This window comes from Cupriavidus sp. USMAA2-4, from assembly GCF_001854305.1.
GTDB classification, from domain to species: Bacteria; Pseudomonadota; Gammaproteobacteria; order Burkholderiales; family Burkholderiaceae; genus Cupriavidus; species Cupriavidus malaysiensis.
The window spans coordinates 1,002,323-1,026,039 of sequence record NZ_CP017748.1 but is presented as its reverse complement, the minus strand read 5'-3'; the positions used below and the strand labels follow the sequence as shown (position 1 = coordinate 1,026,039).

Genomic DNA, 23,717 nt, shown 5'->3' with positions numbered 1-23,717 from the left:
CTTCCACCTTCCGACAACTTCCGACATCTTCCGACCATTCCTCGCAGGAGAACCGCTGCCATGAGCGACCACGACATCGTGCTGCACGAGAAGCGCGGCCACGCCTTCTGGATCACCATCAACCGGCCCGACAAGCGCAATGCGCTGAACGCCGACGTCATCGCCGGCATCCGCGACGGCTATCGCCGCGCGCATGCCGATCCCGGCGTGCGTGCCATCGTGCTGACCGGGGCCGGCGACAAGGCCTTCTGCGCCGGTGCCGACCTGCAGCCCGGCAAGGGCTTCGCCTTCGACCTGGCGCGGCCCAATCTCGACTATGCCGACATGCTGCGCGAAGCGCAGCAGGCCACGCTGCCCACCATCGCCCGCGTCAACGGCGCCTGCATGGCCGGCGGCATGGGGCTGCTGTGCATGACCGACATGGCGGTGGCCGACGAGCGCGCTGTGTTCGGCCTGCCCGAGGTCAAGGTCGGCGTCTTCCCGATGCAGGTGCTGAGCCTGCTGCAGGGACTGGCACCGCCGCGCCTGGTGCGCGAATGGTGCATCGGCGGCGAGCCTTTCGGCGCCGCCGAGGCCCAGGCGGCAGGCCTGCTCAATCATGTGGCGCCGGCCGGCGCGCTGGACGGTAAAATCGACTGGCTGGTGGCGCGCCTGGTCGACAAGTCGCCGACCGCGATCCGGCGCGGCAAGTACGCCATGCGGGCCATGGCGGCGATGTCCTTCGACGAAGGCATCGCCTACACCGAGAGCCAGATCGCGCTGCTTGCCATGACCGAGGATGCAAGAGAGGGCATGGCGGCGTTCAACGAGAAGCGCAAGCCGGTCTGGACCGGACGCTGAGCGCCGGCCGCGGATCGCCGGCAATCGCCGGAGGCGCGCCGCCAGCCAGACACGGAGACCTATGACAATGGCTGGACCTTCCATCGATTTCTGGCAAGACAAGTTCGACAGCGGGCAGACGCCCTGGGACCGCGGCGCGCCCGGCCCGCAATTGCAGGCCTGGATCGCCGACGGCACCCTGGCACGGGGCACCGAGGTGCTGGTGCCCGGCTGCGGCAGCGGCTGGGACGTCGCCGAGCTGGCCGCGGCGGGCCTGCGCGTGACCGGTATCGACTACACACCCGCGGCGCTCGAGCGCACGCGGGCGCGGCTGCAGGCACAGGGCCTGTCGGCACGCCTGGAGCAGGCCGACGTGCTGGCCTGGTCGCCGGGCGCGCCGGTCGAGGCCATCTATGAGCAGACCTGCCTGTGCGCCTTGCATCCGGACCACTGGGTGCGCTACGGCGAGCAGCTGCATGCCTGGCTGAAGCCGGGTGGGCTGCTGCTGGCCATGTTCATGCAGGCGCGCCGGCCCGGTGCCGACGAAGGGCGGGTCGAAGGGCCTCCCTACCACTGCGATATCAACGGCATGCGGGCGCTGTTCCCATCGGAGCGCTGGGACTGGCCGAAGCCGCCCTATGCCGCGGTGCGGCATCCGGGCGGCGCGTTCGAACTGGCGGTGGTGCTGCGGCGGCGCTAGGGGCGCGGGCGGACGGCGGGGCTGCATGGTGCGAAGCCCTTCACGCCGAACGAAGCCGAAACGAGATGCGCCAACACCAAGCGCCAAGCACGAGGTCTTGGCTCCCTCTCCGCGCGGGGAGAGGGTGGGGGAGAGGGGTGGTTTAGCAAGGCGCCACGCTCAAGCGAAGCCAACGGTGTGGTGCAGCACACGAGCGCAGAGACGAAGCCAACGGTGCGATCCAGCCCGCAAGCACAGAAACGAAGCCAACCGCGTGACCCCGCACGCCATCGCCAGAACGAAGCCCGCGCTGGTAGAAACCCCATCCCGGATAACCCCCGGCCCGGCCTCCCATAGCCACTAGACACAAGAGCCTCCCGGCGAAATTCGCTAAGGTGGCCGCGTGACCGCCACCGGCCGGGCGCTTCGGCGCGGCCGGCGCAGGCGGCGCGGCGGGCGGCCTGGTGCCGCATGGGGAGACGGGCTTGGCGTGGCTGCAACTGACTCTCTCGGGTATCGCGCTGGGCTGCATCTACGCGCTGATCGCCCTCGGCTTCGTGATGATCTACAAGGCGACCGAGACGGTGAACTTCGCCCAGGGCGAGTTCATGATGCTGGGCGCCTTCGCCGCGCTGCTGCTGACGGCGCTGGGCCTGCCGTTCTGGGCGGCGGCGCTGCTGGCGGTGGCGGGCATGGCGGGCTTCGGCGCGCTGGTGGAGCGGCTGGCGGTGCGGCCCATCCTCGGCCAGCCGCAGTTCACCGTGGTGATGCTGACCATCGGCATGGGCTACGTGATGCGCGGCGCGGTCACCATGGTGCCGGGTTTCGGCGCCGAGACGCATGCGCTGGCGGTGCCGTACGCCGGCAAGGTGATCGCGGCGGGCGGCCTGGTGCTGAGCGCCGAGCAGGTGGCGGTGATCGGCGCCACCGCGCTGCTGTGCGCCCTGCTCTATGCGGGCTTCCGCTTCAGCAAGGCGGGAATCGCCATGCAGGCCAGTTCGCAGAACCAGCTCGCCGCCTACTACATGGGCATCCCGGTGCGCCGGCTGAACGGCCTGGTGTGGGGGCTGTCGGCGGCGGTGGCGGCGCTGGCCGGGCTGCTGCTGGCGCCGATCACCTTCGTCCACGCCAATATGGGGCTGCTCGGGCTCAAGGCCTTTCCGGCCGCGGTGGTAGGGGGCTTCGGCAGCCTGCCGGGGGCCGTGGTGGGCGGGCTGGTGATCGGCCTGGTGGAGTCCTTCGCCGGCTTCTACCTGCCGGAGGGGTTCAAGGACGTGGCCGCCTACGTGGTGGTGCTGCTGATGCTGGCGATCCGGCCCAACGGCCTGTTCGGCGGCAACGAGCGCAAGCGGGTCTAGCCGCCGGGCACGGCGCCCGGCGGTCTTCAAAGTCATCGGAAGTCATCGGAAGTCATCGAAGTTCATCGACGGAGGAGGGACGATGCGGTTCCTGCTGAAGACGGACTACCGCCAGGACCTGCGCCTGGCGGCGCGGCCGCGCCAGGGGCTCTGGTATGGCTTGTTGCTGGTGCTGGCCCTGCTGGCGCCGGCCTGGGCCAGTGCCTACTGGGTGACCCAGCTCGGCTTCGTGCTGGTCTATGCCATCGCCGGCCTCGGGCTGATGCTGCTGGCGGGCTATGCCGGCCTGATCTCGATCGGCCACGCGGCCTTTCTCGGCATCGGCGCCTATGCCCAGGCCTGGCTGGTGGCGCACGGCTGGCCCTTCCCGCTGGCGCTGGCCGCGGCGGCGCTGCTGTCCGGCCTGGCCGGCGTGGTGGTGGGGCTGCCGGCGCTGCGCGTGCGCGGCATCTACCTGGCCATCGCCACGCTGGCGTTCGGCTTCATCGTGGAGGAGGTGCTGGCGCGCTGGGAGAGCGTGACCGGAGGCAATGCCGGCATGCCGGTGCAGCCGCCGGCGCTGGCCGGCGTGAGCGTAGCCGGCCCGGCCGGCTTCTACTACCTCGCGCTGGCGGTCTGCGTGCTGGTCACGCTGGGCCTGCTCAACCTGTTGCGCAGCCCGACCGGGCGTGCCTTCATCGCGGTGCGCGATTCGGAGATCTCGGCGCAGAGCATGGGCATCCAGCTGGCGCGCTACAAGACGCTGGCCTTCGCCTTGTCGGCGGCCATCGTCGGCATTGCCGGCGGGCTCTATGCGCACCTGCTGAACTTCATCTCGCCGGAGCAGTTCGGCATCGGCCAGTCGATCGACCTGCTGCTGCTGGTGGTGGTGGGCGGGCTGGGCTCGGTGCACGGCGCCTTCTTCGGCGCGCTGTTCCTGATCATGATGCCGCAGGGCATCGCGCTGGCCAAGGACTGGCTGCCGCCGGCGATCGGCCAGGCCAGCGGCCTGCAGGCGGTGGTCTACGGCGTGGTGCTGATGGGCTTCGTGCTGTTCGAGCCGATGGGCCTGTACGGGCGCTGGCTCAAGATCCGCACCTACCTGGAGTTGTTCCCCTTCTACCGCCAGGGCATGTTCCGGCGCCAGAAGGCCTTCCAGAAATCCGAGCGGCTGCGCTGAAGGAGGGCGGCGATGACTTCGAACGGATTCGATGCGGCAGGCGGACCCGGCGGCGATACCGGCCTGCTGTCGGTGCGCGACCTGTCGGTGCGCTTCGGCGGCGTGCTGGCGGTGGACCACGTCAGTTTCGACGTGGCGGCCGGCGAAGTGCTGACGCTGATCGGCCCCAACGGCGCTGGCAAGACCACCGTGTTCAACCTGATCAGCCGGCTGGTGGCGCCGAGCGGCGGCAGCATCCGCTGGCAGGGGCGCGAGCTGACGGCACTGCCCGCGCACGCGATCGCCGCGCTGGGCATCGCCCGCACCTTCCAGAACATCGAGCTGTTCGAGCATGCCTCGGTGCTGCAGAACCTGCTGATCGGCTTCCATGTCCACCGCCGCACCGGCTTCTGGGCCGACCTGCTGCACACCCCGTCGGTGCGGCGCGGCGAACTTGCCGCGCGGCGCAAGGCCGAGGAAGTGATGGACCTGCTGCGCCTGCAGCCGCACCGCGACGCGCTGGTGGCGGGCCTGCCCTACGGTGTGCGCAAGGTGGTCGAGCTGGCGCGCGCGCTGTGCACGGGGCCGCGCCTGCTGCTGCTCGACGAGCCCTCGTCCGGCCTCAATGTCGAGGAGACCGAGGACATGTCGTGGTGGATCCGCGATATCCGCAGCGAGCTCGGCGTGACGGTGCTGATGGTGGAGCACGACATGAGCCTGGTCTCGCGCGTGTCCGACCGCGTGCTGGCGATCAACCAGGGGCGCGTGCTGGCGCAGGGCACGCCGCGCGAAGTGCAGGCGCATCCCGGCGTGGCCGAGGCCTATCTCGGCGCGATCGACGACGTGGCTTCGTTGCGGAGGGCGGCATGAGCACCGTAGCCGGGATCCATGCCTTCGCCACCGTGCCGGACCATGGCGCGGCACTGCTCGCGCTGGCCAACCTGGAGAGCGCCTACGGCCCGGTCAAGGCCATCCGCGGCGTCAGCCTGGCGGTGCGGCGCGGCAGCATCGCCACCGTGCTGGGCGCCAACGGCGCCGGCAAGAGCACCATTCTCAAGACCATTTCGGGCGTGCTCGACCCCACCTGCGGGTCCGTCCGCTTCCGCGGCGAGGACATCACCGGGCACGATCCGGCGCGCATCGTGCGGCGCGGGCTGTGCCACGTGCCGGAGGGGCGCGAGGTATTCCCGCTGCTGTCGGTGCGCGACAACCTGATGATGGGGGCCTACACGCGGCACGACCGCGACGGCGTGGCGCGCGACCTGGAAACGGTGTACGGCTACTTCCCCATCCTGCGCGAGCGTGCCGGCCAGCATGCCGGCCTGCTGTCCGGCGGCCAGCAGCAGATGCTGGCGATCTCGCGCGCGCTGATGGGGGCGCCCGAGCTGGTGCTGCTCGACGAACCCAGCCTGGGCCTGTCGCCCAAGCTGACGCGCGAGATCTTCGAGATCGTGGTGCGCATCAACCGCGAGCGCGGCACCACCATCCTGCTGGTCGAGCAGAACGCCAACATGGCGCTGAACGTGGCCGACTACGGCTACGTGCTGGAGACCGGCCGCATCGTGGCCGAGGACAGCTGCGCCGCGCTGCGCGAGAAGGACGATATCAAGGAGTTCTACCTGGGCATGAAGGACGCCGGCGTGCGCGGCGAACGGCGCTGGAAACGGCGCAAGACCTGGCGCTGAGCGGCGCGCAAGGAGACGGGTGACGATGCAGAGCGAGTCCCACCAGTACCGGCCCGGCAGCGGGTCCCGCGGCGAGCCGCTGTCCGAGCGGGCCTTCGATACCGTGCCGCGCCTGTTCTGGCACGCGGTGCGCGTGCGCGGCGACGCGGTGATGATGCGGCAGAAGGATTTCGGCGTATGGCGTGCCTATGGCTGGCGCGAGGTCGGCGAGATCGTCGCCGACGTGGCCGCCGGGCTGGCGGCGCTCGGGCTGCGCCCGGGCGAGGTGGTCTCGGTGCTGTCCAACACCCAGCGCGAATGGGTCTGGACCGACCTCGGCGCGCAGAGCGCGGGCGCGGTGGTCAGCGGCATCTATCCGACCGACGCGCCGGCCCAGGTCGAGTACCTGTGCGCCGACTCGGGCACCGCCTTCCTCTTCGTCGAGAACGAGGAGCAGCTCGACAAGTACCTGGAGGTGCGCGCGCGCCTGCCGCGCGTGCGCAAGGTGGTGGTCTACGACATGGAAGGGCTGGCGGCGCTGGACGATCCCGCCATCCTCGCCTTCGACGCGCTGCTGGCGCAGGGGCGGGCGCTGCGCGCGGCGCAGCCCGGCCTGGTGGAGGAACGGCTGGGGGCGGCCGGGCCGGACGACGTGGCGGTGCTGGTCTATACCTCGGGTACCACCGGCCGTCCCAAGGGCGCGATGCTGTCGCATCGCAACATCCTGCGCAGCTGCCTGACCCTGCGCGACTTCCTGCCGGCTGCGCCGCTCGGCGAGCGCATGTGCTTCCTGCCGCTGTGCCACGTGGCCGAGCGCATCTTCGGCGAGTACCACGCGATCCTGCTGGGTGCCGTGATGAACTTCGCCGAGAGCCCGGACACGGTGTTCGACAACCTGCGCGAGATCCAGCCCGACGTCTTCATGGCGGTGCCGCGCGTGTGGGAGAAGCTCTATTCCTCGGTGGTGATCGCCTTGCGCGAGGCCACGCCGCTGCAGCGGCGCGCCTACGCGCTGGCCCTGCGCGCCGGGCAGGCGCGCGCGGCCTGTATCGAGGCCGGACGGGCGCTGCCGGCGCGCACGCGCGCGGCGGCCTGGCTGGCCGATGCGCTGGTGCTGGGCAATGTGCGGCGCATGATGGGCCTCGACCGCACCCGCATGGCCGTCACCGGCGCGGCGCCGATCTCGCCCGACCTGATCCGCTGGTTCATGGCGCTGGGCATCGTCGTTCACGAGTTGTGGGGCATGACCGAGATCACCGGGGCGGCCACCTGCAACCCGCCCGGGCGCATGCGGCCGGGCAGCATCGGCGTGGCGCTGCCGCACACCGAGGTGCGGGTGTCTGACGAGGGCGAGCTGCTGGTGCGCGGTCCCCAGGTCTTCCTCGGCTACCTGAACCTGCCGGAGAAGACCGCCGAGACCATCGTCGACGGCTGGCTGCGCACCGGCGACGTGGGGCGGGTGGACGAGCAGGGCTACTTCTACATCACCGATCGCATGAAGGACCTGATCATCACCGCCGGCGGCAAGAACGTCACGCCGTCGGAGTGGGAGAACCAGCTCAAGTTCAGCCCCTACGTGACGGACGCCGTGGTGATCGGCGACCGCCGGCCCTTCCTGACCTGCCTGGTGATGATCGACCACGACAACGTCGAGCGCTGGGCGCAGGAGCACGGCGTGCAGTTCTCCGACTACCGCTCGCTGTGCCGCAGTGCCGAGGTGGTCGGCCTGATCGCGCAGGAGGTGGCGCGCGTCAACGGCCAGTTCGCGCGCGTCGAGCAGATCAAGGCCTTCCGCCTGATCGAGACCCGGCTGAGCGCAGAGGACGAGGAACTGACGCCGACCATGAAGCTCAAGCGCAAGCTGGTCAACCAGAAGTACGGCGAGATGATCGAATCGATGTACGAGGCCAAGGTTGCCTGAGCGGGCGGCGCGCATGGCTCGGGCGGCGCGGACGGCGGGAGGGAGGCGGGCAATGGAGAGCAGGGTGTCGGTGGGGCCGGCCATGCCGGCGGCGAGCGGCCGGGCGGGGCCGGGCGTGACGCTGTCGCGGCGGGGCGGCATCGGCCTGCTGTGCATCGACCACGCCCCGGTCAACGCGCTGTCGCCGGCAGTGGTGGCGGCGCTCGACGCGGCCGTGGCGGCCTTCGAGGGCGACAGCGGCCTGGACGCGCTGCTGGTCCACTGCGCCGGGCGCACCTTCGTTGCCGGCGGCGACATCGCTGCCTTCGACGCGCCGGACTTCGATGCCGCGCCTTTCAACCGCATCCTGGCGCGGCTCGAAGGCAGCCGGCGGCTGGTACTGGCCGCCCTGCACGGCACCGCGCTGGGCGGCGGCCTGGAACTGGCACTGGCCTGCCACTACCGCATCGCGCTGGCGGACACGCGCGTCGGCCTGCCCGAGGTGCGCCTCGGCCTGCTGCCCGGCTCGCTGGGTTCGCAGCGGCTGCCGCGCGCCTGCGGGGCGGAGCTGGCGCTGGAATTGATGCTGAGCGGCCGCATGTTAGGCGCGGAAGCGGCGCGCGCCGCGGGCATCGTCGACGCGGTGGCCGCGGCCGCGCCGGTGGCGGCAGGGGGCGCCGATGCCGCCGCGCAGGCGCTGGCGGCGGGGCTGGATTTCCTGCGCACACTGATGGCGCGTGGCGCGCCGCCGCGCCGCTTGAGCGAGCGGCCGGTCGCGCTGGCGGGGCTGCCGGCCGACTTCTTCGCCGCGGTGCGCACCCGCGAGGCCGCCAGCTTCACCCGCTATCCGGCGCGCGCGGCCATCGTGCGTGCGGTGGAGGCGGCGGCCACGCTGCCGTTCGCGCAGGGCGAGGCGGTGGAGGCGGAGCTGCTGCGCGCCTGCGTCGTGTCCGAGCCTTCGCGTGCGCTGCGCCATCTGTTCTTCGCCGAGCGGCGCGCCGCGCAGGTGCCGGGCCTGCCCGCCGGCCTGCCGCCGCGCCCGCTGCAGGCGGCGGGAGTGGTCGGCGGCGGAGCGATGGGCAGCGCGATCGCCGCCGCGCTGGCCGGCGTCGGCCTGCGCGTGGTGCTGGTGGAAGCGGATGGCGCGGCGCTGGCGGCCGGCCTGGCGCGCACGCAGGCGGCGGCCCGGCACGCGGCCGCGCGCGGCCGCCTGAGCCTGGCCCAGGCCGAGGCCGGCATCGCGCGGCTGGAGGGAGCGCTGGACCTGGCCGCGCTGGCCGGCTGCGACCTGGTGGTGGAGGCGGTCTACGAGGACATGGCGTTGAAGCAGCAGGTCTTCGCCCGGCTGGGCCGGGTGTGCCGCCCCGGCGCCATCCTGGCCTCGCATACCGCCACGCTCGACGTCGAGGTGCTGGCCGATGCCAGCGGGCGTCCTGCCGACGTGCTGGGCATGCACTTGTTCAGCCCGGCCGGCGCGATGCGGCTGCTGGAGGTGGTGCGGGCGGAGCGCACCGCGCCCGAGGTGCTGGCCACGGCGCTGGCGCTGGCGCGCCGGCTGGGCAAGGTGCCGGTGGTGTCGGGTGTGTGCTACGGCTTCATCGGCAACCGCATGGCCGAGGCCTATCTGCGCGAGACCGAGTTCCTGCTGCAGGAGGGCGTCAGCCCGCAGCGCATCGACGCCGTGGCGCAGGCGCACGGCATGGCGATGGGGCCCTGCCGCGCGCTCGACCTGGCGGGAGTGGATGTGGCCGCGCGCGCCGTCATCGAGTACGGCAAGGCGGGCGGCCTGCCACCCGACCCCGCCTACCGCGCCGTGGTGCGCCGTCTCTACGCGCTGGGCCGCCACGGACAGAAGTCGGGCGCGGGCCTTTACCGCTATGCGCCGGGCGAGCGCGCGCCACGGCCCGATGCGGCGGTGGAGGCCATCTGCCGCGCGCTGGCGCGCGAGACCGGCGTGGCGCAGCGCGCCGGCATCGGCGAGCGCGAGATCGCCGAGCGGCTGTTCTATCCGCTGGTCAACGAGGCCGCGCGGCTGCTGGAGGAGGGCGTGGCGAGCCGGCCTGGCGACATCGACATGGTCTGGACCGCCGGCTACGGCTTCCCCGACTACCTCGGCGGCCCGGTCTGGCTGGCCGACCGCGTGGGGCTGGCGCGCATCGTGGCCGGGCTGGAGCGCTATGGCCGCGAGCGCGGCAACGCTTTCGACTACTGGGACGTGTCGCCGCTGCTGGCCTCGCTGGCGCGGCATGGCGGCAGGCTTTCCGACTGGAGCATGGCGGGCGCGGGCAGCGCGTCCGCGGCCGGGCCGTGGCCGCCCGGCGACGGGCAGGACGGCACGCCGCCGAAGCACTGAGCGCGGCGCCTGCCGGGGCCACCACGACAAGCAAGCCAACCGAAGGAGACAACCATGCAATGGAAGACCGCACTGGCCGCCGCGGCCCTGCTGTTGAGTTCCGCCGCCGGCGCGCAGTCGCGCGGCGTCAGCGACAGCGAGATCCGGCTCGGCCTGATCACCGACCTGTCCGGCCCGATCGCCAACTATGGCAAGGAGTCGCGCAACGGCGCCACGCTGGCGGCCGAGGAGATCAATGCGCGCGGCGGCATCCACGGCCGCAAGGTGCGCGTGCTGGTGGAGGACAGCGGCTACGAGCCGCGGCGCGCGGTGCTGGCGGCGCAGAAGCTGGTGACGCAGGACGGCGTGTTCGCCATCGTCGGGCAGCTCGGCACCGCGCCCAACATGGCCACGCTGCCCTTCCTGATCCAGAACAAGGTCTTCAACTTCATGCCGCAGAGCGCGGTGCGCGAGATGTACGACCCGCCCAGCCCCTACAAGGTGGCACTGGCACCGTCCTACTACCGCAGCGCGGCCATCACCATGGACTGGTTCCTCAAGCAGAAGCCCTACCAGCGCATCGGCGTGCTCTACCAGGACGACGACTACGGCCGCGAGACGCTGGAGGGCGCGCAGGACTACCTGAAGACGAAGAAGATGGACTTCGTCGAGAAGGTCTCGTACAAGCGCGGCGCCACCGATTTCTCCTCGCAGATGGCCAAGCTCAAGGCCGCCAACTGCGACCTGGTGCTGAACGTGTCGACACTGCGCGAGTACGTGGCTTCGGTCGGCGAGGCGCGCAAGATCGGCTTCAACCCGGTCTTCGTCGGTACCGGCGCCAATTACTCGCAGCAGGTGCCGCTGCTCGGCGGCAAGGCCCTGGACGGCGTCTACGGCTCGGCCTTCATCACGCTGCCGTATGGCGATGACCCGAATCCCGCGGTGGCACGCTGGGTGGCCGCCTACAAGAAGCGCTTCAACGAGGACCCGGGCCTGTACTCGATGTTCAGCTACTACGCCATGACCACCTTCGCGCTGATCGCCGACAAGACCGGCCGCAACCTGACCCCGGAAAGCTTCAACGCGGCCATGGAAGCCAGCCCGCTGCCGGCCGACGCGCTCGGCAATCCGGCCTTCGCCGTCAGCAAGGCCAGCCGGCTGAGCAATGCCAGGATCCGCATCACCCGCGTCGCCGGCGACAAGTGGGTGAACGAGAGCGACTACCTGGAGCTGCCCAAGCAGGTCTCGACCGAGAAATGAACGCAGCGGGTCGGCGACCCGCACCCTGCCAACCGATAGGCCATGCCATGACCCTCAACGACCTTGCCTCTTCCCTGGCCGCCGCCCGCGAACGGATCGGCCGCATCGCGCTCGGCGACGTGATCCACCGCTCGGCGCGCCGCTTCGGCGCGCGCACCGCGCTGATCGAAGGCGAGCGCCGCCTCAGCTACGCCGAGCTGGATGCCGCCACCAACCGCTTCGCCCACTACCTGCTGGCGCAGGGCCTGCGCAACGGCGAGCGCATCGGCATGCTGTGCAACAACTCCATCGAGATGATCGTCGCCCTGCTCGGCATCCAGAAGGCGGGGCTGGTATGGGTGCCGATCAATACCGGGCTGGCGCCGGACGCGGTGCGCTACATCCTGGAGCATGCCGAGGTGGCGCGCCTGGTGGCGGATACCAGCGTGCTGGCACGGGCCGGCATCGGCGAACTGGCGCCGGCGCTCGGCATCCCGGTGGTGGCGCTGCAGCAGCCCGGCGAGCCGGCGCCGCCGCCCGGCGCGCAGCCCTTCGCCGCCACGCTGAACGGGCAGCCGGAGACCCTGCCGGCGGTGGATATCGCCAGCGGGCAGCTGGCCCAGATCATGTACACCAGCGGCACCACCGGACCGCAGAAGGGCGTGATGCACTCGCATGCCTCGGTACATTCGGTGCTGGCGCCCAACCTGCTCGACATCGGCGGACGCCCCGGCACCGACGTCTACACCTGCCTGCTGCCGGTCTTCCACTGCGCCCAGCACGGCAATACCATGAGCGCGCTGCTGGGCGGCCACACGGTGGTGGTCACGCGCGGCTTCGACGCGGGCCAGGTGCTGGCGGCCATCGCGCGCCACCGGGTCAGCGTGGTGGTGGCGCTGCCGATGATGTACCGCGCCATGCTCGAGCACCCCGCCTTTCCCGCCACCGACCTGTCCAGTGTGCGCATGTGCATCTACGGCATGGCGCCGCTGCCCAAGACGCTGCTGCTGAAGCTGCAGCAGGCGTTCTGCCCGGATTTCGCACTGTGCTCCGGGCAGACCGAGATGTACCCGGCGGCGACCATCTTCGAACCGGAGGAGCAGCGCCGGCGCTTCGGCCCGTACTGGGGCGTCGGCACGGTGGCCAACGAGGTCGCCGTGATGGATGACGAGGGCCGGCTGCTGGGCCCGGGCGAGACCGGCGAGATCGTCTTCCGCGGCCCCAACGTGATGCTGGGCTACTACAAGGATGCCGAGGCCACCCGGCGGGCGCAGCGCTTCGGCTGGCACCACACCGGTGACCTGGGGCAGATGGACGAGGACGGCCAGCTGCTGTTCCTGGACCGCATCAAGGACATGATCAAGAGCGGCGGGGAGAACGTGCCCTCGATCAAGGTGGAGGAGGTGCTGCTGCGCCATGGCGCGGTGGCCAACGCGGCGGCCGTGGGCCTGTCGCACCAGCGCTGGGGCGAGGCGGTCACCGCCTTCGTCACCCTCAAGCCGGGCGCGGCGGTGGAGCCGGGCGAGCTGGATGCGCACTGCCGCGCCCACCTGGGTGGCTTCGAGGTGCCGAAGGACATCGTGGTGCTGGACCTGCTGCCCATGACGTCGACCGGCAAGATCCAGAAGTTCGAGCTGCGCCAGCGCTACCAGGCGCACTACGAGGGCGGCGCCGCCTGACGCCGGCGGCGTCGATCACCGCCTCGCCCCCGCCATGGCGCCGGCTTGCCGGGCGGGGGAGGGTTTTCGATAGCCCAGGAAAGTGGCGGATGCGGCCTATTCAGCCAGCTGACACAAGACATGGCGGGCCGGCTCCGCTACATTGTCAGCGCAGCCCTCCGCCCGATCCGGCTCCGCCGGACGCGGCAGCCACGGCCTCCCGCGCGGGAGGCCGGTCGCAGCGGCGCCCCGTCAGCGCGGGCGCCCCGGCTGCATAGAAAGCGGCCCGCCCGCGCCGCATTCCCGCTGGCGCCGCGCGCGGCCGCGCACAGGAGACGACGCATGCGAATCGACGTGGACGCGGTCCGGCGCCTGTCTGCCGACCGTCTGATCGGCCCCGCCGGCCGGGTCATGTGGCTGACGCGCAGCCGGCTGTTCTATGCGGGGCTGCTCGGCACGCCCTCGGTCCGCAATATGGGCGGGCTCACCATCTACGTGGCGGTGCGCGAGCCCCTGCGCATCCGCGTCGGCGACGGCCCGTGGCAGACCACGGACCTGGCCGTGGTGCCGGCCTACGTGCCGCACTGGATCGCCTGCGACGGCCGCATGATCACCGATATCGGCCTGGAGCCGGAAAGCCTGGACATGGCGCGCCTGCCGGCCTTCCTGCGCGATGGCGTGGGCGCGGTGGAGGCGCCCGAGTTCGTGCGCCACGTCAAGCAGGCCCATGCCTACCTGGCCGCGCGCGGCCGCGACCTGGACCTGCAGGCGGACAGCTTCGACCATCTCTTCTTCGGCGGCGCGCTGGCGCCGCGCCCGCTCGACGCGCGCATCGAGATGGTGGTGCGCCGCATCGCCGAGTCGCCCTCGGCGCCGCTGACGGCGGAAGCCTGCGCGGCGGCCGTGCACCTGTCCTTCTCGCGCTTCCTGCACCTGTTCAAGCAGGAGGTGGGGGTGCCGTTCCGCAGCTTCCGCACCTGGAAGCGGGCCCGCAGCATGCTGCACTACGTCACGCAGGACTCCAACCTGGCCGAGGTCGCGCTCGATATCGGCTATCCCGACTCCACCCACTTCAGCCACTCGATCCGGCAGATCTACGGTCTCAAGCCCAGCGATATCTTCGCCGGCTCGCGCCGGCTCGAACTGATCGGCACGGTGGCGGCCGCACCGGGACGGCCTTCCTGACTGCGCCGCCGCCCGCCGGCGACGGGCAGCGCGTGCTTCAGGCGCCTTCCTCGCGCAACGCCGCCTTGTGGATCTTGCCGGCCGGCGTCATCGGCAGCTCGGCGCGCAGCACCACCTGGCGCGGCACCTTGTAGTCGGCCAGGTGTTCGCCGCAGAAGGCGCGCACGTCTTCTGCGCGCAGCGCGCTGCCGGGCCGCGCGACGATGTAGTAGCGGCCCACCTCGCCGAGCACGGGGTCGGGCACGCCGATGCCGGCCACCATCAGGACCTCCGGGTGGCGCGCGATGACACCTTCGACCTCGGCCGGATAGACGTTGAAGCCGCCCTGGATGTACATGTCCTTCATGCGGCCCTTGAGGAACAGGTAGCCGCGCGCGTCCTGGCAGCCGAGGTCGCCGCTGCGCAGCCAGCCGCCAGCGTCGAAACCGGCCGCGCCGGCGGCGGCGCCGATATAGCCGGGCGCCACGCCGGGGCCGCGGAAGCAGAGTTCGCCGACTTCGCCGGCCGCGGCCGGCTCGCCTTGCGGCGTCAGCACGCGCACCTCGCTGCCGCGGAAGACCTGTCCGATCGACTGCAGCACATCCGCTTCGGCGGCCTGCCACGGCGTCATCACGATGGCGCCGGAACACTCCGACAGGCCGTACAGGTTCATCACCGTGGCCTGCGGCATGCGCCGCTGCAATTGTTCGAGCAGGGCGCCGTCCACGGTCGAGCCGCCCACCACCACCAGCCGCACGCGGCTCAGGTCGACGCCGGCCGAGGCAGGGTGGCTGAGCAGCAGCGTGGCCATGGTCGGCACGCCCGAGAACAGCGTGGGCGGATGGCGCCGCATCATCTCCAGCACCAGCTCGGCCTTGAACACCGGCACCAGTTCCAGCGTGCCGCCGCCCAGCAGGAAGTTCAGCACGCCGCAGGTGATGCCGCCGACGTGGTTCAGCGGCAGCGCCAGCTGCAGGTGGTCGCCCGGCACGGTGCGCACATGCGCGGCCTGCGCGCCGGCGGCGGCCAGCAGGGAGCGGTGGGTGAGGCCGGCGCCCTTGGGTTTGCCGGTGGTGCCCGAGGTGTAGATCACCATGGCCAGGTCATCGGCGTGGACGGCGGCGGCGGCGCGCGCCAGCCGTCCCGGCTGCGGCGCGCTGCGGGCCAGCGCGGACAGCGTGAGCGGGGCCTGCGGCGCCGTCGCCGCGGCGGGCGGCGCGGCCTGTCCGGCATCCGGGGCATCGAGCACCACCACCTGGCGCAGGCTCGGCAGCGCCGGCGCGAGGCGTGCCAGCATGGCGAGGTAATCGAAGCCGTCCAGCTCGGCGACGGTGAAGACGGCCTGCACGCCGGCATCGGCGATCATGTGGGCGATCTCGTTGTCGCGGTAGCGCACGCTCAGCCCGACCACCGCCACGCCGATGCGCGCGGCGGCATAGAACAGCAGCAGCCACTCGACGTGGTTGAGCCCGATCACGCCGATGCGGTCGCCGCGTGCCAGGCCCAGTTCCAGCAGGCCCTCGGCGACCCGGTCCGCGCCGTCCGCGGTCGCTGCGAAGCTCCAGTGCCGCCCGCGGCAGAGATAGGCGTCCTGTGCCGGCCATTGCCGGCGCGCCTGCGCCAGCGCGGCGCCGATGGTGCCCGGCGCGGAAACTGCTTCCATGGTGTGGTTCCTCCTGCTCGGTTGCGCGAAGCCCGGGGCGCGCGCAGCGTCCCGGCACGTGCGGCAAGGTTAGCGGCCGGCGGCGGTGACGGCTTGCGGCTACTGGCTGTGGTGGCGGGGAGGAGGGAGGGGGGCGGCGGGGGCGACCAGTTGGCGCAAGACAGGCCGGCGGGCCGGCCTTAAGGTGCATCGCATCCTTTCACCGCTGTTCCCGCTTCCCCTGAACCCCCTGAACCCCCTGAACCCCCTGAACCTGAACCCGCCGACGAGACCGCCGATGGACCTGATCGACCTGCCCCCGCCGCCGCACTACTTCACTCCCGAGCACGAGGCCTTCCGCCATGCGCTGCGCCAGTTCGTCACCCACGAGATCGCGCCGCACGTCAACGATTGGGACGAGGCCGGCACCTTCCCGCGCGAGCTGTACGGGCGCGCCGCACAACTGGGCCTGCTGGGCCTGGGCTACGACGAGGCCTACGGCGGCACGCCCTGCGACATCTTCCATCACCTGGTACTGGCCGAGGAGTTCGCGCGCGCCGGCTCCGGCGGCGTGCAGGCTTCGCTGTTCTCGCACTCGATCGGCATGCCGCCGGTGGCGGCGGCCGGCGGCGCCGCGCTCAAGGCGCGCGTGCTGCCGGCGGTGATCGCCGGCGAGAAGATCGCCGCGCTGGCCATCACCGAGCCGGGTGGCGGCTCCGACGTGGCGAGCCTGCGCACCACCGCCGTGCGCGATGGCGACCATTACGTCGTCAACGGCGAGAAGACCTTCATCACCTCGGGCGTGCGCGCCGACTTCCTCACCGTGGCGGTGCGTACCGACCCCGCCAGCAAGGGCGCGGGCGGGGTCTCGCTGCTGCTGGTCGACGGCGACACGCCGGGCCTGACGCGCACCGCGCTGCGCAAGATGGGTTGGCTGGCCTCCGATACGGCCCACCTGCACTTCGATCACTGCCGCGTGCCGGCGGCCAACCTGGTCGGCGAGGAGAACCGCGGCTTCGCGCTGATCATGCGCAATTTCAACGCCGAGCGGCTCAGCATGAGCGCGCTGGCCTACGGCTACGCCGCCTGCTGCCTGGAAGAGGCGCTGGCCTGGGCGCGCGAGCGGCGCACCTTCGGCGAGCCGCTGTCGCAGCGCCAGGTGATCCGCCACAAGCTGGTCGACATGGCCCTGCGCGTGGAAGCGGCGCGCAACCTGGTCTACGACCTGGCCTGGCGCCTGCAGCACCAGGCCGGCGATCCGGCCCGCCTGGTGGCGCTGACCTGCATGGCCAAGGTCGAGGCCACGCGCGCCATGCAGTTCTGCGCCGACCAGGCGGTGCAGATCCTGGGCGGCATGGGCTTCATGCGCGGCACGCGCAGCGAACGCATCTACCGTGAGGTCAAGGTGATGATGATCGGTGGCGGCGCGGAGGAGATCATGAAGGACCTGGCGGCGCGGCAACTGGGGATCTGAGGCGGGGTGGCGCAACGCCGTGGCGCTGGACGAAGCCACCAGGATGCACCCAAGCCGCTCGGGGGAACCAACAGGTGTTCTCCCTTTCCCCTCAGGGGAGAGGGGAGCCCGGCGGTGGGTGCGGCAAGCGCTTTCGCTGCGGCGCTGGTTTGCGTCCTGGTTTACTCCCCTCTCCAATGTGTGGCAGAGAGGTTGGGGGACAGGGCCGGCGCCGGCCGGTACGAAGGTGCACCGCCACCCGCACCGCGCCCGTCCTGCCGGCGTTACACTACGCCCCTTTTCCGCAGCGCCGCACCGGCATCGAGACGAGGACCCCGCGCCATGACCACCGAACTCCAGATCGAAGACCTGCAGCCAGGCGACGGCAAGGCCGTGGTCAAGGGCGCCTTGATCACCACCCATTACCGCGGCACCCTGGAGGACGGCACGGTCTTCGATTCGTCCTACGAGCGTGGGCGTCCCTTCCAGTGCGTGATCGGCACCGGCCGTGTCATCAAGGGCTGGGACCTGGGACTGATGGGAATGAAGGTGGGCGGCAAGCGCCGCCTGTCCGTGCCGGCGCACCTGGCCTACGGCGAGCGCCAGGTCGGCGCGCATATCCGGCCGAACTCGAACCTGGTCTTCGAGATCGAGCTGCTGGAAGTGCTGACGCGGGACGACTGAGCGCCGCGCGCCCGCACGGTCCGGCGTTCAGAGCCGCTGCAGGCGTTCCAGGGCCAGCGCCAGCGTTTCTTCCTTCTTGGCGAAGCAGAAGCGCACCACGCCCGATTCGCGCGGCTGCGAGTAGAAGGCCGAGACCGGGATGGCGGCCACACCGATCTCGCGCGTCAGCCACATGGCGAAGTCCGCCTCGCCCAGGTCGGAGATGGCCGAGTAGTCGACGCACTGGAAATAGGTGCCGTCGGACGGCAGCAGCTTGAAGCGCGTGCCGGCCAGCCCGGCGCGGAAATAGTCGCGCTTGGCCTGGTAGAAGGCGGGCAGTTCCAGGTAGGGTGCCGGGTCGGCCATGTAGGTGGCCAGGCCCTGCTGCATCGGCGTGTTGACGGTGAACACGTTGAACTGGTGCACCTTGCGGAACTCCGCCATCAGCGCCCGCGGCGCGGCTACGTAGCCGACCTTCCAGCCGGTCACGTGGTAGGTCTTGCCGAAGCTGGAGACGACGAAGCTGCGCCGCGCCAGTTCCGGATGGCGCGCCACCGACTGGTGCGCCTGGCCGTCGTAGACCATGTGTTCATAGACTTCGTCGGACAGCAGCAGGATGTCGGTGCCGGCCAGCAGCCCGGCCAGCCGTTCCATGTCCTGCGCACGCCAGATCGTGCCGGTGGGATTGTGCGGCGTGTTGATCAGGATCATGCGCGTGCGCGGCGTGATGGCGGCGGCCAGCCGGTCGAACGGGATGGCGAAGTCCGGCGCCTGCAGCGTCACCGGCACCGCCTTGCCGCCGGCCAGCTCGATGGACGGCAGGTAGCTGTCGTAGCAGGGCTCCAGCACGATCACCTCGTCGCCCGGATGGACGGCGCACAGGATGGCCGTCAGCAGGGCCTGGGTGGCGCCGGCGGTCACCGTGATCTCGCTGTCCCAGTCGTAGGCGTGGCCGTACAGCTTGCCGATCTTGGCGGCGATGGCCTGGCGCAGGGCCGGCAGGCCGGCCATCGGGGGGTACTGGTTCCAGCCGGCCCGCATGGCCGCGGAGACCGCCTCGACGATGCGCGGGTCGCAGTCGAAATCGGGGAAGCCCTGGCCCAGGTTGACGGCGTTCTTCTCGGCGGCCAGCGCCGACATCACCGTGAAGATGGTGGTGCCCACGTGCGGCAGTCGGGAGGGCGGCGGGGCCAGCGGAGGCAGCGGCGTCGGGATCAGGCTAGGGTCGGCGGACATGGTGGCGCGGGTCGGAAGGTGGATGGCAGCGGTGGCCGCCTGGGGCGGCCCGGCGGGGCGCGTTGACCCGCCATTCTAGCGGGTTCGGCCTGCCTGACGCAGTGGGCTAGCCGGGCGTGGGCGCGCCGTCCCGGCCGGCCAGCCAGGCCGGAAAGGCCGCGGGAGCCAGCACCTGGACCTGGCTGCTGCGGCGCAGGCGGCCGGCCAGCTTCAGCACCGCCTTGTCCTTCGACACCAGGCAGGCGGCGCCGGAGAAATGGGCCAGTTCGATGAACTTCTGGTCGTCGCCGTCCTTGCATTTCGGCAGGCGCACCGCGCCGGCGGCGGCTTCGTCCGGTGGCGGCAGCAGCGTGGCGAAGCCGTCGACCACGGCCAGCGCGGCGGCATGGTCGATGGCGAAGCGGGCGAACTGCGGATAGTGCAGCACGCGGCGCAGCTCCTCGCGGCAGTCGGCGCGGATCACGGTGGCGATGGCGCCGCTTTCCAGCGCCTGGCGGATGGGTTCGACGCGCGGGTCGCGGAAGACCAGCAGGTCGACCCAGATATTCGAATCGAGCACCACGCGGGGTGCGGTCGGGCGCGTTGCCGGGCTGGCCGGGGCGGCGGTGGGGTCGCTTGGCATTCGTTACAATCGGGACTTTGTGTTCGGGCCGGCTCCATGGTGAGCCGCCAGCCGCGATTTTGCCATGCTCATCGTCCTGTCTCCTGCCAAATCCCTCGACTACGACACTCCGGCGCGCGTGAAGACCCACACGCTGCCGCGCTTCATCGACCGTTCGGCGCAGTTGATCGAGCGCCTGCGCAAGCTGGCCCCGCAGGACATCGGCGCGCTGATGGATATCTCCGACAAGCTGGCCGTGCTCAATGCCACGCGCTACGCCGAGTGGTCGCCGGAGTTCACCGCCGCCAACAGCAAGCAGGCGGCGCTGGCCTTCAACGGCGATGTCTACGATGGACTGGATGCGCCGGGCCTGGACGCCGACGACCTCGCCTTCGCGCAGAAGCACGTGCGCATCCTCTCGGGGCTGTACGGCCTGCTGCGCCCGCTGGACTGGATGCAGCCCTACCGCCTCGAGATGGGCACGCGCCTGGACAATGCCGCCGGCAAGGACCTCTATGCTTTCTGGGGCGACGACATCACGCAGATGCTGAACGCCGACATGCGTGCGCTCAAGCATGAAGGCCCGCAGGTGCTGGTGAACCTGGCCTCCGAGGAGTACTTCAAGTCGGTGCGGCCCAAGGTGCTCGACGCGCGCATCATCACGCCGGTGTTCGAAGACTGGAAGGGTGGCCGTTACAAGATCATCTCGTTCCACGCCAAGCGCGCGCGCGGCACCATGGCGCGCTTCGCGGTGACAAGGCGCGTGACCGAGGCCGGTAAGCTGAGGAGCTTCGCCGAAGACGGCTACGCCTTCGACGCGGCCGCCTCGGACGATGCCCGCTGGGTCTTCCGCCGCCGCCTCGAAGACTGAACCACGGCCAGGGCCGGCCGCATTGCCCGCATGCCAGCGCAAGGACAGCCATGACTTCCACCCTGCACGTTTCCTCCCGCTTCGATTCCGGTGCCATCGAGATCGAGTCGGTGGCCAGCGCCGACGACATCCGCCTGCGCATCCGCGCCGATTCGCACGCCGACTTCCGCCAGTGGTTCCACTTCCGCCTGCAGGGCGCGGCCGGGCAGGCCTGCACGCTGCGCCTGCTGAATGCGGACGACTGCACCTATCCGGAGGGCTGGCGCGGCTACCGCGCGGTCGCCTCCTACGACCGCACGAGCTGGTTCCGCGTACCCACGCGCTACCAGGGCGGCGAACTGGTCATCGAGTTCACGCCGCAGCATGACAGCGTGTGGCTGGCCTACTTCGAGCCTTATCCCGAGGAGCGCCACCTGGCCCTGGTGGCGACCTGCCAGCGCTCGCCGCTGGCCCGCCTGCGCCACCTGGGCAGCACCGTCGAGGGGCGCGACATGACCCTGGTCACGGTGGGTGAGCCGGGGCCGGGCAAGAAGACCATCTGGATGATCGCGCGCCAGCATCCGGGCGAGACCATGGCCGAGTGGTTCTGCGAGGGCGTGCTGCAGCGGCTGACCGGCACCGGGCAGTGGGCCGGCGATCCGGTGGCGCGGCAGTTGCTGGCGCGCGCCGTCTTCCACATCGTGCCTAATATGAACCCGGACGGCGCCGCACACGGCAACCTGCGCACCAATGCGGCCGGCGCCAACCTCAATCGCGAGTGGATGGCGCCCAGCCTGCAGACCAGTCCCGAGGTCTACCACGTGCTGCGCGCGATCGAGGCGGGCGGCTGCGATATGTTCTTCGACATCCACGGCGACGAGGCACTGCCCTACAACTTCGTTGCCGGCAGTGAAATGCTGCCCAGCTTCACCGAGGCACAACGCGAGGCGCAGGCCCGCTTCATCGCCGAGTTCAAGCGGGCCTCGCCGGATTTCCAGGACGTGCACGGCTATGCGGCCGGCAAGTACAACGCCGATGCGCTGAAGCTGGCGTCGAAGTACATCGGCCACACCTTCGGCTGCCTGTCGCTGACGCTGGAGATGCCGTTCAAGGACAACGCCGACCTGCCCGATGCCGTGACCGGCTGGAACGGCGCGCGCAGCGCGCTGCTCGGCGCAGCGATGCTGCAGGCCGTGCTGGCGCAGCTCGCTTAGTGTCCTCAATCTAAGAATCAGGGCACGGCGCGCCAGCGCAGGTCCGCCGGCCCTGCGGGGCCAGCGGAGGCCGTGGCACAGCGTGTCAGTGCTGCTTCTTGCCGGTGCTCTTGCCCTTGGCGGCGGTGCCGCCGCTCTTGGCGGACGACTTGCCGGCCGTGGACTTGGCCGTGGATGGCTTGGCGGACTTGGACGTCGCCTTGGCGGTGGTGGCCTTGCCGCCGCGATGGGCGCGCGTGGCGGCGCCATGGTGGCGGCCGGCGCGCGCCGCGGGCGCCGGGGCGGCGCCGGCATCGGCGATGGCCGTGCCGTTGCTGTCGAGCAGCTCGTAGGCGAGCATCATGCCGTCGTCGTAGCCGCAGCGGGCCTTGACGGTCTCCCATTCATCGCTGCGGCCGCGCTTGTGCGCGGTGGCGCTGAAGGTGACCACCGAGGTGACCGGCACGGCCTGCTTGCCCTGCGAGAAGCGGCCCGACCAGGATTCGCTGGTGGCCTGGCCGGCGGCGAGCGCGCCGGTGGGGATCTTCAGGGCGTCGAAGCGGGTCGAGCGCGGCACCACCCAGCTGGCGTGCGCGGCACAATCGGCCACGTCCGGCGCGGCATTCTCCGTCTTCATCAACTGCTCGCGCATCTGCGCGCGGTATTCGGCCAGGCTGACGTGGCCGCGGTCGGGCAGGGTGATGGTCTTGGTGGGTTCGGACGGCGCGGCCTTGGCCGGCGGCGCGGCAGCGGGAGAGATGCTGGCGATGTTGGCGGCGATGGCCGAGGACGGCTTCGCGGCGGCCCGCGCATTCTGCGCGGGCATGGCGCCGCCGGTGCCGGTGGCCTGATCGGTGGCGGAGCCCGCCTGGTCCGGCGGCACGGCGCAGCCCACCAGGGCGATGGCGCCTGCCACGGCCGCGGCCAGCGTGGAAAGCCGGCCGCAGATCAACTGGGAAATTCGTCGGATCACGGGGTCGTCTTGCTCGTTTGGCAAAGGGGGATTGACAAAGGACTGCCATGATAGAGGAAAGCATGCCGGCAAAGTTCCGGAATATTGCTTCCAGGCGTAACCGAGCCGCAACCTGGCGTGTGTCGCCGGCCATGCGTGGTGCTCGGTGCGTGTGCGCGCCAGGGCGCACGGAGGGGAGGGGGCGGCGCCTGGCGCCGCCTTTGCCACGGGCCGCGCCGCGACCGCCTGGCGGCGGTGCGGCGGCGGCCCCGGGGTGCTCAGCCCAGCACGCGCGAGGGCGCGGCCTTGACGAAGCGCAGCAGTTCGTCGAGCAGGGCGTTCAGGTCACGCTTGAGTTTGTCGAAGCCCGCGTTCGGCGCCAGGCCGACCTCGTCCATGTACAGCTTGCGGTTGATCTCGAGCTGCAGGCTGTGGCGGCCCGCCTGCGGCTGGCCGACCACGCGCACGATCTCCACGCCCTTGTAGGGGTGGTTGCGCCAGACGTCGTAGCCCATGTCCTTGAGCACGCCCTCCACGCGGTCGGTGAAGCGGGTGTCGCAGGTGGTGCCGTCGCGGTCGCCGACGACGAAGTCCGGATGCTGCAGGCCGGGGAATTCCGTCGCGTACTGCGCGGCTTCGCTCGGCATCGAGTGGCAGTTGATGTGCCAGGCGCTGCCGTGGCTGGCCACGGCGCGCTCGGCCAGCTTCTGCAGTTGTGCGTAGTAGGGCAGGTAGCAGCGCTCGATGCGCGCCTGCACCTCGTCCACGCTCAGCTTGCGGTCATAGATCGCCTCGCCGGTATCGAGCACGCGCCAGACCAGGCCCTTGCCGAGCCGGGTCTTGGCGGTGGCCTGCTTCGGGCCGGGCCAGGGTGCGTCCAGCAGCGCCTCGTCGATCTCCTCGACGCCGCGGTTGGCATCGAGGTAGCTGCGCGGGAAGCCCGCGCACAGCAGCGGGATGCCGCGTGCCGGGGCATCGCCGTAGAGCTGGTCGACGAAGGTGTCTTCGGCCTGGCGCAGCAGCGGCAGGGGCAGCCCGGCGGCGGGGCGGAAATCCGCCGGGTAGGTGGTGGCGCTGTGCGGCGAATCGAGAAAGAGCGGACTGCTGTGGCCTTCCGGCAAGTGCAGGAAGTAGGGGCTGTCCGCGTTCTTTCGGTCTGCTTCGGTCATGGTGCGG

At 71.1% G+C, this 23,717-nt stretch carries 20 protein-coding genes; 15 read left to right on the top strand and 5 right to left on the bottom strand.

The window, feature by feature from the left end; all coding sequences use genetic code 11:
• Positions 1-60 precede the first annotated feature (60 nt).
• The 11 genes from BKK79_RS04515 to BKK79_RS04465 all read left to right on the top strand — a co-directional run bounded on the left by BKK79_RS04515 (position 61) and on the right by BKK79_RS04465 (position 13,972).
• Positions 61-840, top strand: coding sequence for an enoyl-CoA hydratase/isomerase family protein (locus tag BKK79_RS04515; protein ID WP_071012012.1), 780 nt, complete (start codon positions 61-63; stop codon positions 838-840).
• Between the two features lie 67 nt (positions 841-907).
• Positions 908-1,519: a methyltransferase domain-containing protein gene (locus BKK79_RS04510; protein ID WP_071012014.1), complete on the top strand. Its 612-nt coding sequence runs from the start codon at positions 908-910 to the stop codon at positions 1,517-1,519.
• Positions 1,520-1,983: 464 nt separating this feature from the next.
• Entirely contained in the window at positions 1,984-2,856 is an 873-nt protein-coding gene (locus BKK79_RS04505; RefSeq protein ID WP_071012016.1) for a branched-chain amino acid ABC transporter permease, read from the top strand.
• Between the two features lie 82 nt (positions 2,857-2,938).
• Positions 2,939-4,015, top strand: coding sequence for a branched-chain amino acid ABC transporter permease (locus BKK79_RS04500; RefSeq protein ID WP_071037225.1), 1,077 nt, complete (start codon positions 2,939-2,941; stop codon positions 4,013-4,015).
• Between the two features lie 12 nt (positions 4,016-4,027).
• Positions 4,028-4,864 (top strand): ABC transporter ATP-binding protein, encoded by an 837-nt coding sequence (locus tag BKK79_RS04495; RefSeq protein ID WP_071037224.1) that lies wholly within the window; start codon positions 4,028-4,030, stop codon positions 4,862-4,864.
• The gene (locus BKK79_RS04490) at positions 4,861-5,679 is read left to right on the top strand and encodes an ABC transporter ATP-binding protein (protein ID WP_071037223.1); all 819 of its coding nucleotides are present in this window, start codon (positions 4,861-4,863) and stop codon (positions 5,677-5,679) included. Before BKK79_RS04495 ends, BKK79_RS04490 begins: the two co-directional genes overlap by 4 nt.
• Before the next feature lie 25 nt (positions 5,680-5,704).
• Positions 5,705-7,579 carry an AMP-dependent synthetase/ligase gene (locus tag BKK79_RS04485; protein WP_071037222.1) on the top strand — a complete coding sequence of 625 codons (1,875 nt, stop codon included), beginning with the start codon at positions 5,705-5,707 and terminating at the stop codon, positions 7,577-7,579.
• A gap of 52 nt (positions 7,580-7,631) precedes the next feature.
• The gene (locus BKK79_RS04480; protein WP_261340762.1) at positions 7,632-9,911 is read left to right on the top strand and encodes a 3-hydroxyacyl-CoA dehydrogenase NAD-binding domain-containing protein; all 2,280 of its coding nucleotides are present in this window, start codon (positions 7,632-7,634) and stop codon (positions 9,909-9,911) included.
• A gap of 54 nt (positions 9,912-9,965) precedes the next feature.
• Positions 9,966-11,150: an ABC transporter substrate-binding protein gene (locus BKK79_RS04475; protein WP_071012025.1), complete on the top strand. Its 1,185-nt coding sequence runs from the start codon at positions 9,966-9,968 to the stop codon at positions 11,148-11,150.
• Positions 11,151-11,197: 47 nt separating this feature from the next.
• On the top strand, positions 11,198-12,808 hold the full coding sequence (locus BKK79_RS04470; protein ID WP_071037220.1) for a class I adenylate-forming enzyme family protein: 1,611 nt from the start codon (positions 11,198-11,200) through the stop codon (positions 12,806-12,808).
• Positions 12,809-13,129: 321 nt separating this feature from the next.
• A complete protein-coding gene (locus BKK79_RS04465; protein ID WP_231908002.1) occupies positions 13,130-13,972 on the top strand; it encodes a helix-turn-helix transcriptional regulator in 843 nt (280 codons plus the stop codon).
• A gap of 37 nt (positions 13,973-14,009) precedes the next feature.
• On the opposite strand, the gene BKK79_RS04460 is transcribed toward BKK79_RS04465, so the two are convergent.
• Positions 14,010-15,614, bottom strand: coding sequence for a class I adenylate-forming enzyme family protein (locus BKK79_RS04460; protein ID WP_071037219.1), 1,605 nt, complete (start codon positions 15,612-15,614; stop codon positions 14,010-14,012).
• A 277-nt stretch (positions 15,615-15,891) separates the two neighbouring features.
• On the opposite strand from BKK79_RS04460, the gene BKK79_RS04455 reads away from it, so the two are divergent.
• Positions 15,892-17,067: an acyl-CoA dehydrogenase family protein gene (locus BKK79_RS04455; protein ID WP_071012030.1), complete on the top strand. Its 1,176-nt coding sequence runs from the start codon at positions 15,892-15,894 to the stop codon at positions 17,065-17,067.
• Between the two features lie 321 nt (positions 17,068-17,388).
• The gene (locus BKK79_RS04450; protein WP_071012032.1) at positions 17,389-17,730 is read left to right on the top strand and encodes an FKBP-type peptidyl-prolyl cis-trans isomerase; all 342 of its coding nucleotides are present in this window, start codon (positions 17,389-17,391) and stop codon (positions 17,728-17,730) included.
• Positions 17,731-17,757: 27 nt separating this feature from the next.
• Here the strand turns inward: BKK79_RS04450 and BKK79_RS04445 are convergent, their stop codons facing one another.
• Both BKK79_RS04445 and BKK79_RS04440 read right to left on the bottom strand, forming a co-directional pair.
• Positions 17,758-18,945: a pyridoxal phosphate-dependent aminotransferase gene (locus tag BKK79_RS04445; protein ID WP_071037218.1), complete on the bottom strand. Its 1,188-nt coding sequence runs from the start codon at positions 18,943-18,945 to the stop codon at positions 17,758-17,760.
• Between the two features lie 106 nt (positions 18,946-19,051).
• A complete protein-coding gene (locus BKK79_RS04440) occupies positions 19,052-19,567 on the bottom strand; it encodes a putative toxin-antitoxin system toxin component, PIN family (RefSeq protein ID WP_071037217.1) in 516 nt (171 codons plus the stop codon).
• A gap of 64 nt (positions 19,568-19,631) precedes the next feature.
• On the opposite strand from BKK79_RS04440, the gene yaaA reads away from it, so the two are divergent.
• Entirely contained in the window at positions 19,632-20,417 is a 786-nt protein-coding gene (gene yaaA / locus BKK79_RS04435; protein ID WP_071012036.1) for a peroxide stress protein YaaA, read from the top strand.
• 50 nt (positions 20,418-20,467) lie between these two features.
• Positions 20,468-21,610, top strand: a complete 1,143-nt coding sequence (locus BKK79_RS04430) for a M14 family metallopeptidase (protein WP_071012038.1) — start codon at positions 20,468-20,470, stop codon at positions 21,608-21,610.
• 85 nt (positions 21,611-21,695) lie between these two features.
• Here the strand turns inward: BKK79_RS04430 and BKK79_RS04425 are convergent, their stop codons facing one another.
• Together BKK79_RS04425 and BKK79_RS04420 are read right to left on the bottom strand one after the other, a co-directional pair.
• A complete protein-coding gene (locus tag BKK79_RS04425; RefSeq protein ID WP_232346268.1) occupies positions 21,696-22,562 on the bottom strand; it encodes a BspC domain-containing protein in 867 nt (288 codons plus the stop codon).
• Positions 22,563-22,819: 257 nt separating this feature from the next.
• Positions 22,820-23,710 carry an N-formylglutamate amidohydrolase gene (locus BKK79_RS04420; RefSeq protein WP_071012039.1) on the bottom strand — a complete coding sequence of 297 codons (891 nt, stop codon included), beginning with the start codon at positions 23,708-23,710 and terminating at the stop codon, positions 22,820-22,822.
• Between the last annotated feature and the right edge of the window lie 7 nt (positions 23,711-23,717).

What these genes read in the sequence shown, in the direction of transcription:
- BKK79_RS04515 (WP_071012012.1), top strand. Translation starts at nt 61, where the DNA reads ATGAGCGACCACGACATCGTGCTGCACGAGAAGCGCGGCCACGCCTTC.
- BKK79_RS04510 (WP_071012014.1), top strand. Translation starts at nt 908, where the DNA reads ATGGCTGGACCTTCCATCGATTTCTGGCAAGACAAGTTCGACAGCGGG.
- BKK79_RS04500 (WP_071037225.1), top strand. Translation starts at nt 2,939, where the DNA reads ATGCGGTTCCTGCTGAAGACGGACTACCGCCAGGACCTGCGCCTGGCG.
- BKK79_RS04495 (WP_071037224.1), top strand. Translation starts at nt 4,028, where the DNA reads ATGACTTCGAACGGATTCGATGCGGCAGGCGGACCCGGCGGCGATACC.
- BKK79_RS04490 (WP_071037223.1), top strand. Translation starts at nt 4,861, where the DNA reads ATGAGCACCGTAGCCGGGATCCATGCCTTCGCCACCGTGCCGGACCAT.
- BKK79_RS04485 (WP_071037222.1), top strand. Translation starts at nt 5,705, where the DNA reads ATGCAGAGCGAGTCCCACCAGTACCGGCCCGGCAGCGGGTCCCGCGGC.
- BKK79_RS04480 (WP_261340762.1), top strand. Translation starts at nt 7,632, where the DNA reads ATGGAGAGCAGGGTGTCGGTGGGGCCGGCCATGCCGGCGGCGAGCGGC.
- BKK79_RS04475 (WP_071012025.1), top strand. Translation starts at nt 9,966, where the DNA reads ATGCAATGGAAGACCGCACTGGCCGCCGCGGCCCTGCTGTTGAGTTCC.
- BKK79_RS04470 (WP_071037220.1), top strand. Translation starts at nt 11,198, where the DNA reads ATGACCCTCAACGACCTTGCCTCTTCCCTGGCCGCCGCCCGCGAACGG.
- BKK79_RS04465 (WP_231908002.1), top strand. Translation starts at nt 13,130, where the DNA reads ATGCGAATCGACGTGGACGCGGTCCGGCGCCTGTCTGCCGACCGTCTG.
- BKK79_RS04460 (WP_071037219.1), bottom strand. Translation starts at nt 15,614, where the DNA reads ATGGAAGCAGTTTCCGCGCCGGGCACCATCGGCGCCGCGCTGGCGCAG.
- BKK79_RS04455 (WP_071012030.1), top strand. Translation starts at nt 15,892, where the DNA reads ATGGACCTGATCGACCTGCCCCCGCCGCCGCACTACTTCACTCCCGAG.
- BKK79_RS04450 (WP_071012032.1), top strand. Translation starts at nt 17,389, where the DNA reads ATGACCACCGAACTCCAGATCGAAGACCTGCAGCCAGGCGACGGCAAG.
- BKK79_RS04445 (WP_071037218.1), bottom strand. Translation starts at nt 18,945, where the DNA reads ATGTCCGCCGACCCTAGCCTGATCCCGACGCCGCTGCCTCCGCTGGCC.
- BKK79_RS04440 (WP_071037217.1), bottom strand. Translation starts at nt 19,567, where the DNA reads ATGCCAAGCGACCCCACCGCCGCCCCGGCCAGCCCGGCAACGCGCCCG.
- yaaA (WP_071012036.1), top strand. Translation starts at nt 19,632, where the DNA reads ATGCTCATCGTCCTGTCTCCTGCCAAATCCCTCGACTACGACACTCCG.
- BKK79_RS04430 (WP_071012038.1), top strand. Translation starts at nt 20,468, where the DNA reads ATGACTTCCACCCTGCACGTTTCCTCCCGCTTCGATTCCGGTGCCATC.
- BKK79_RS04420 (WP_071012039.1), bottom strand. Translation starts at nt 23,710, where the DNA reads ATGACCGAAGCAGACCGAAAGAACGCGGACAGCCCCTACTTCCTGCAC.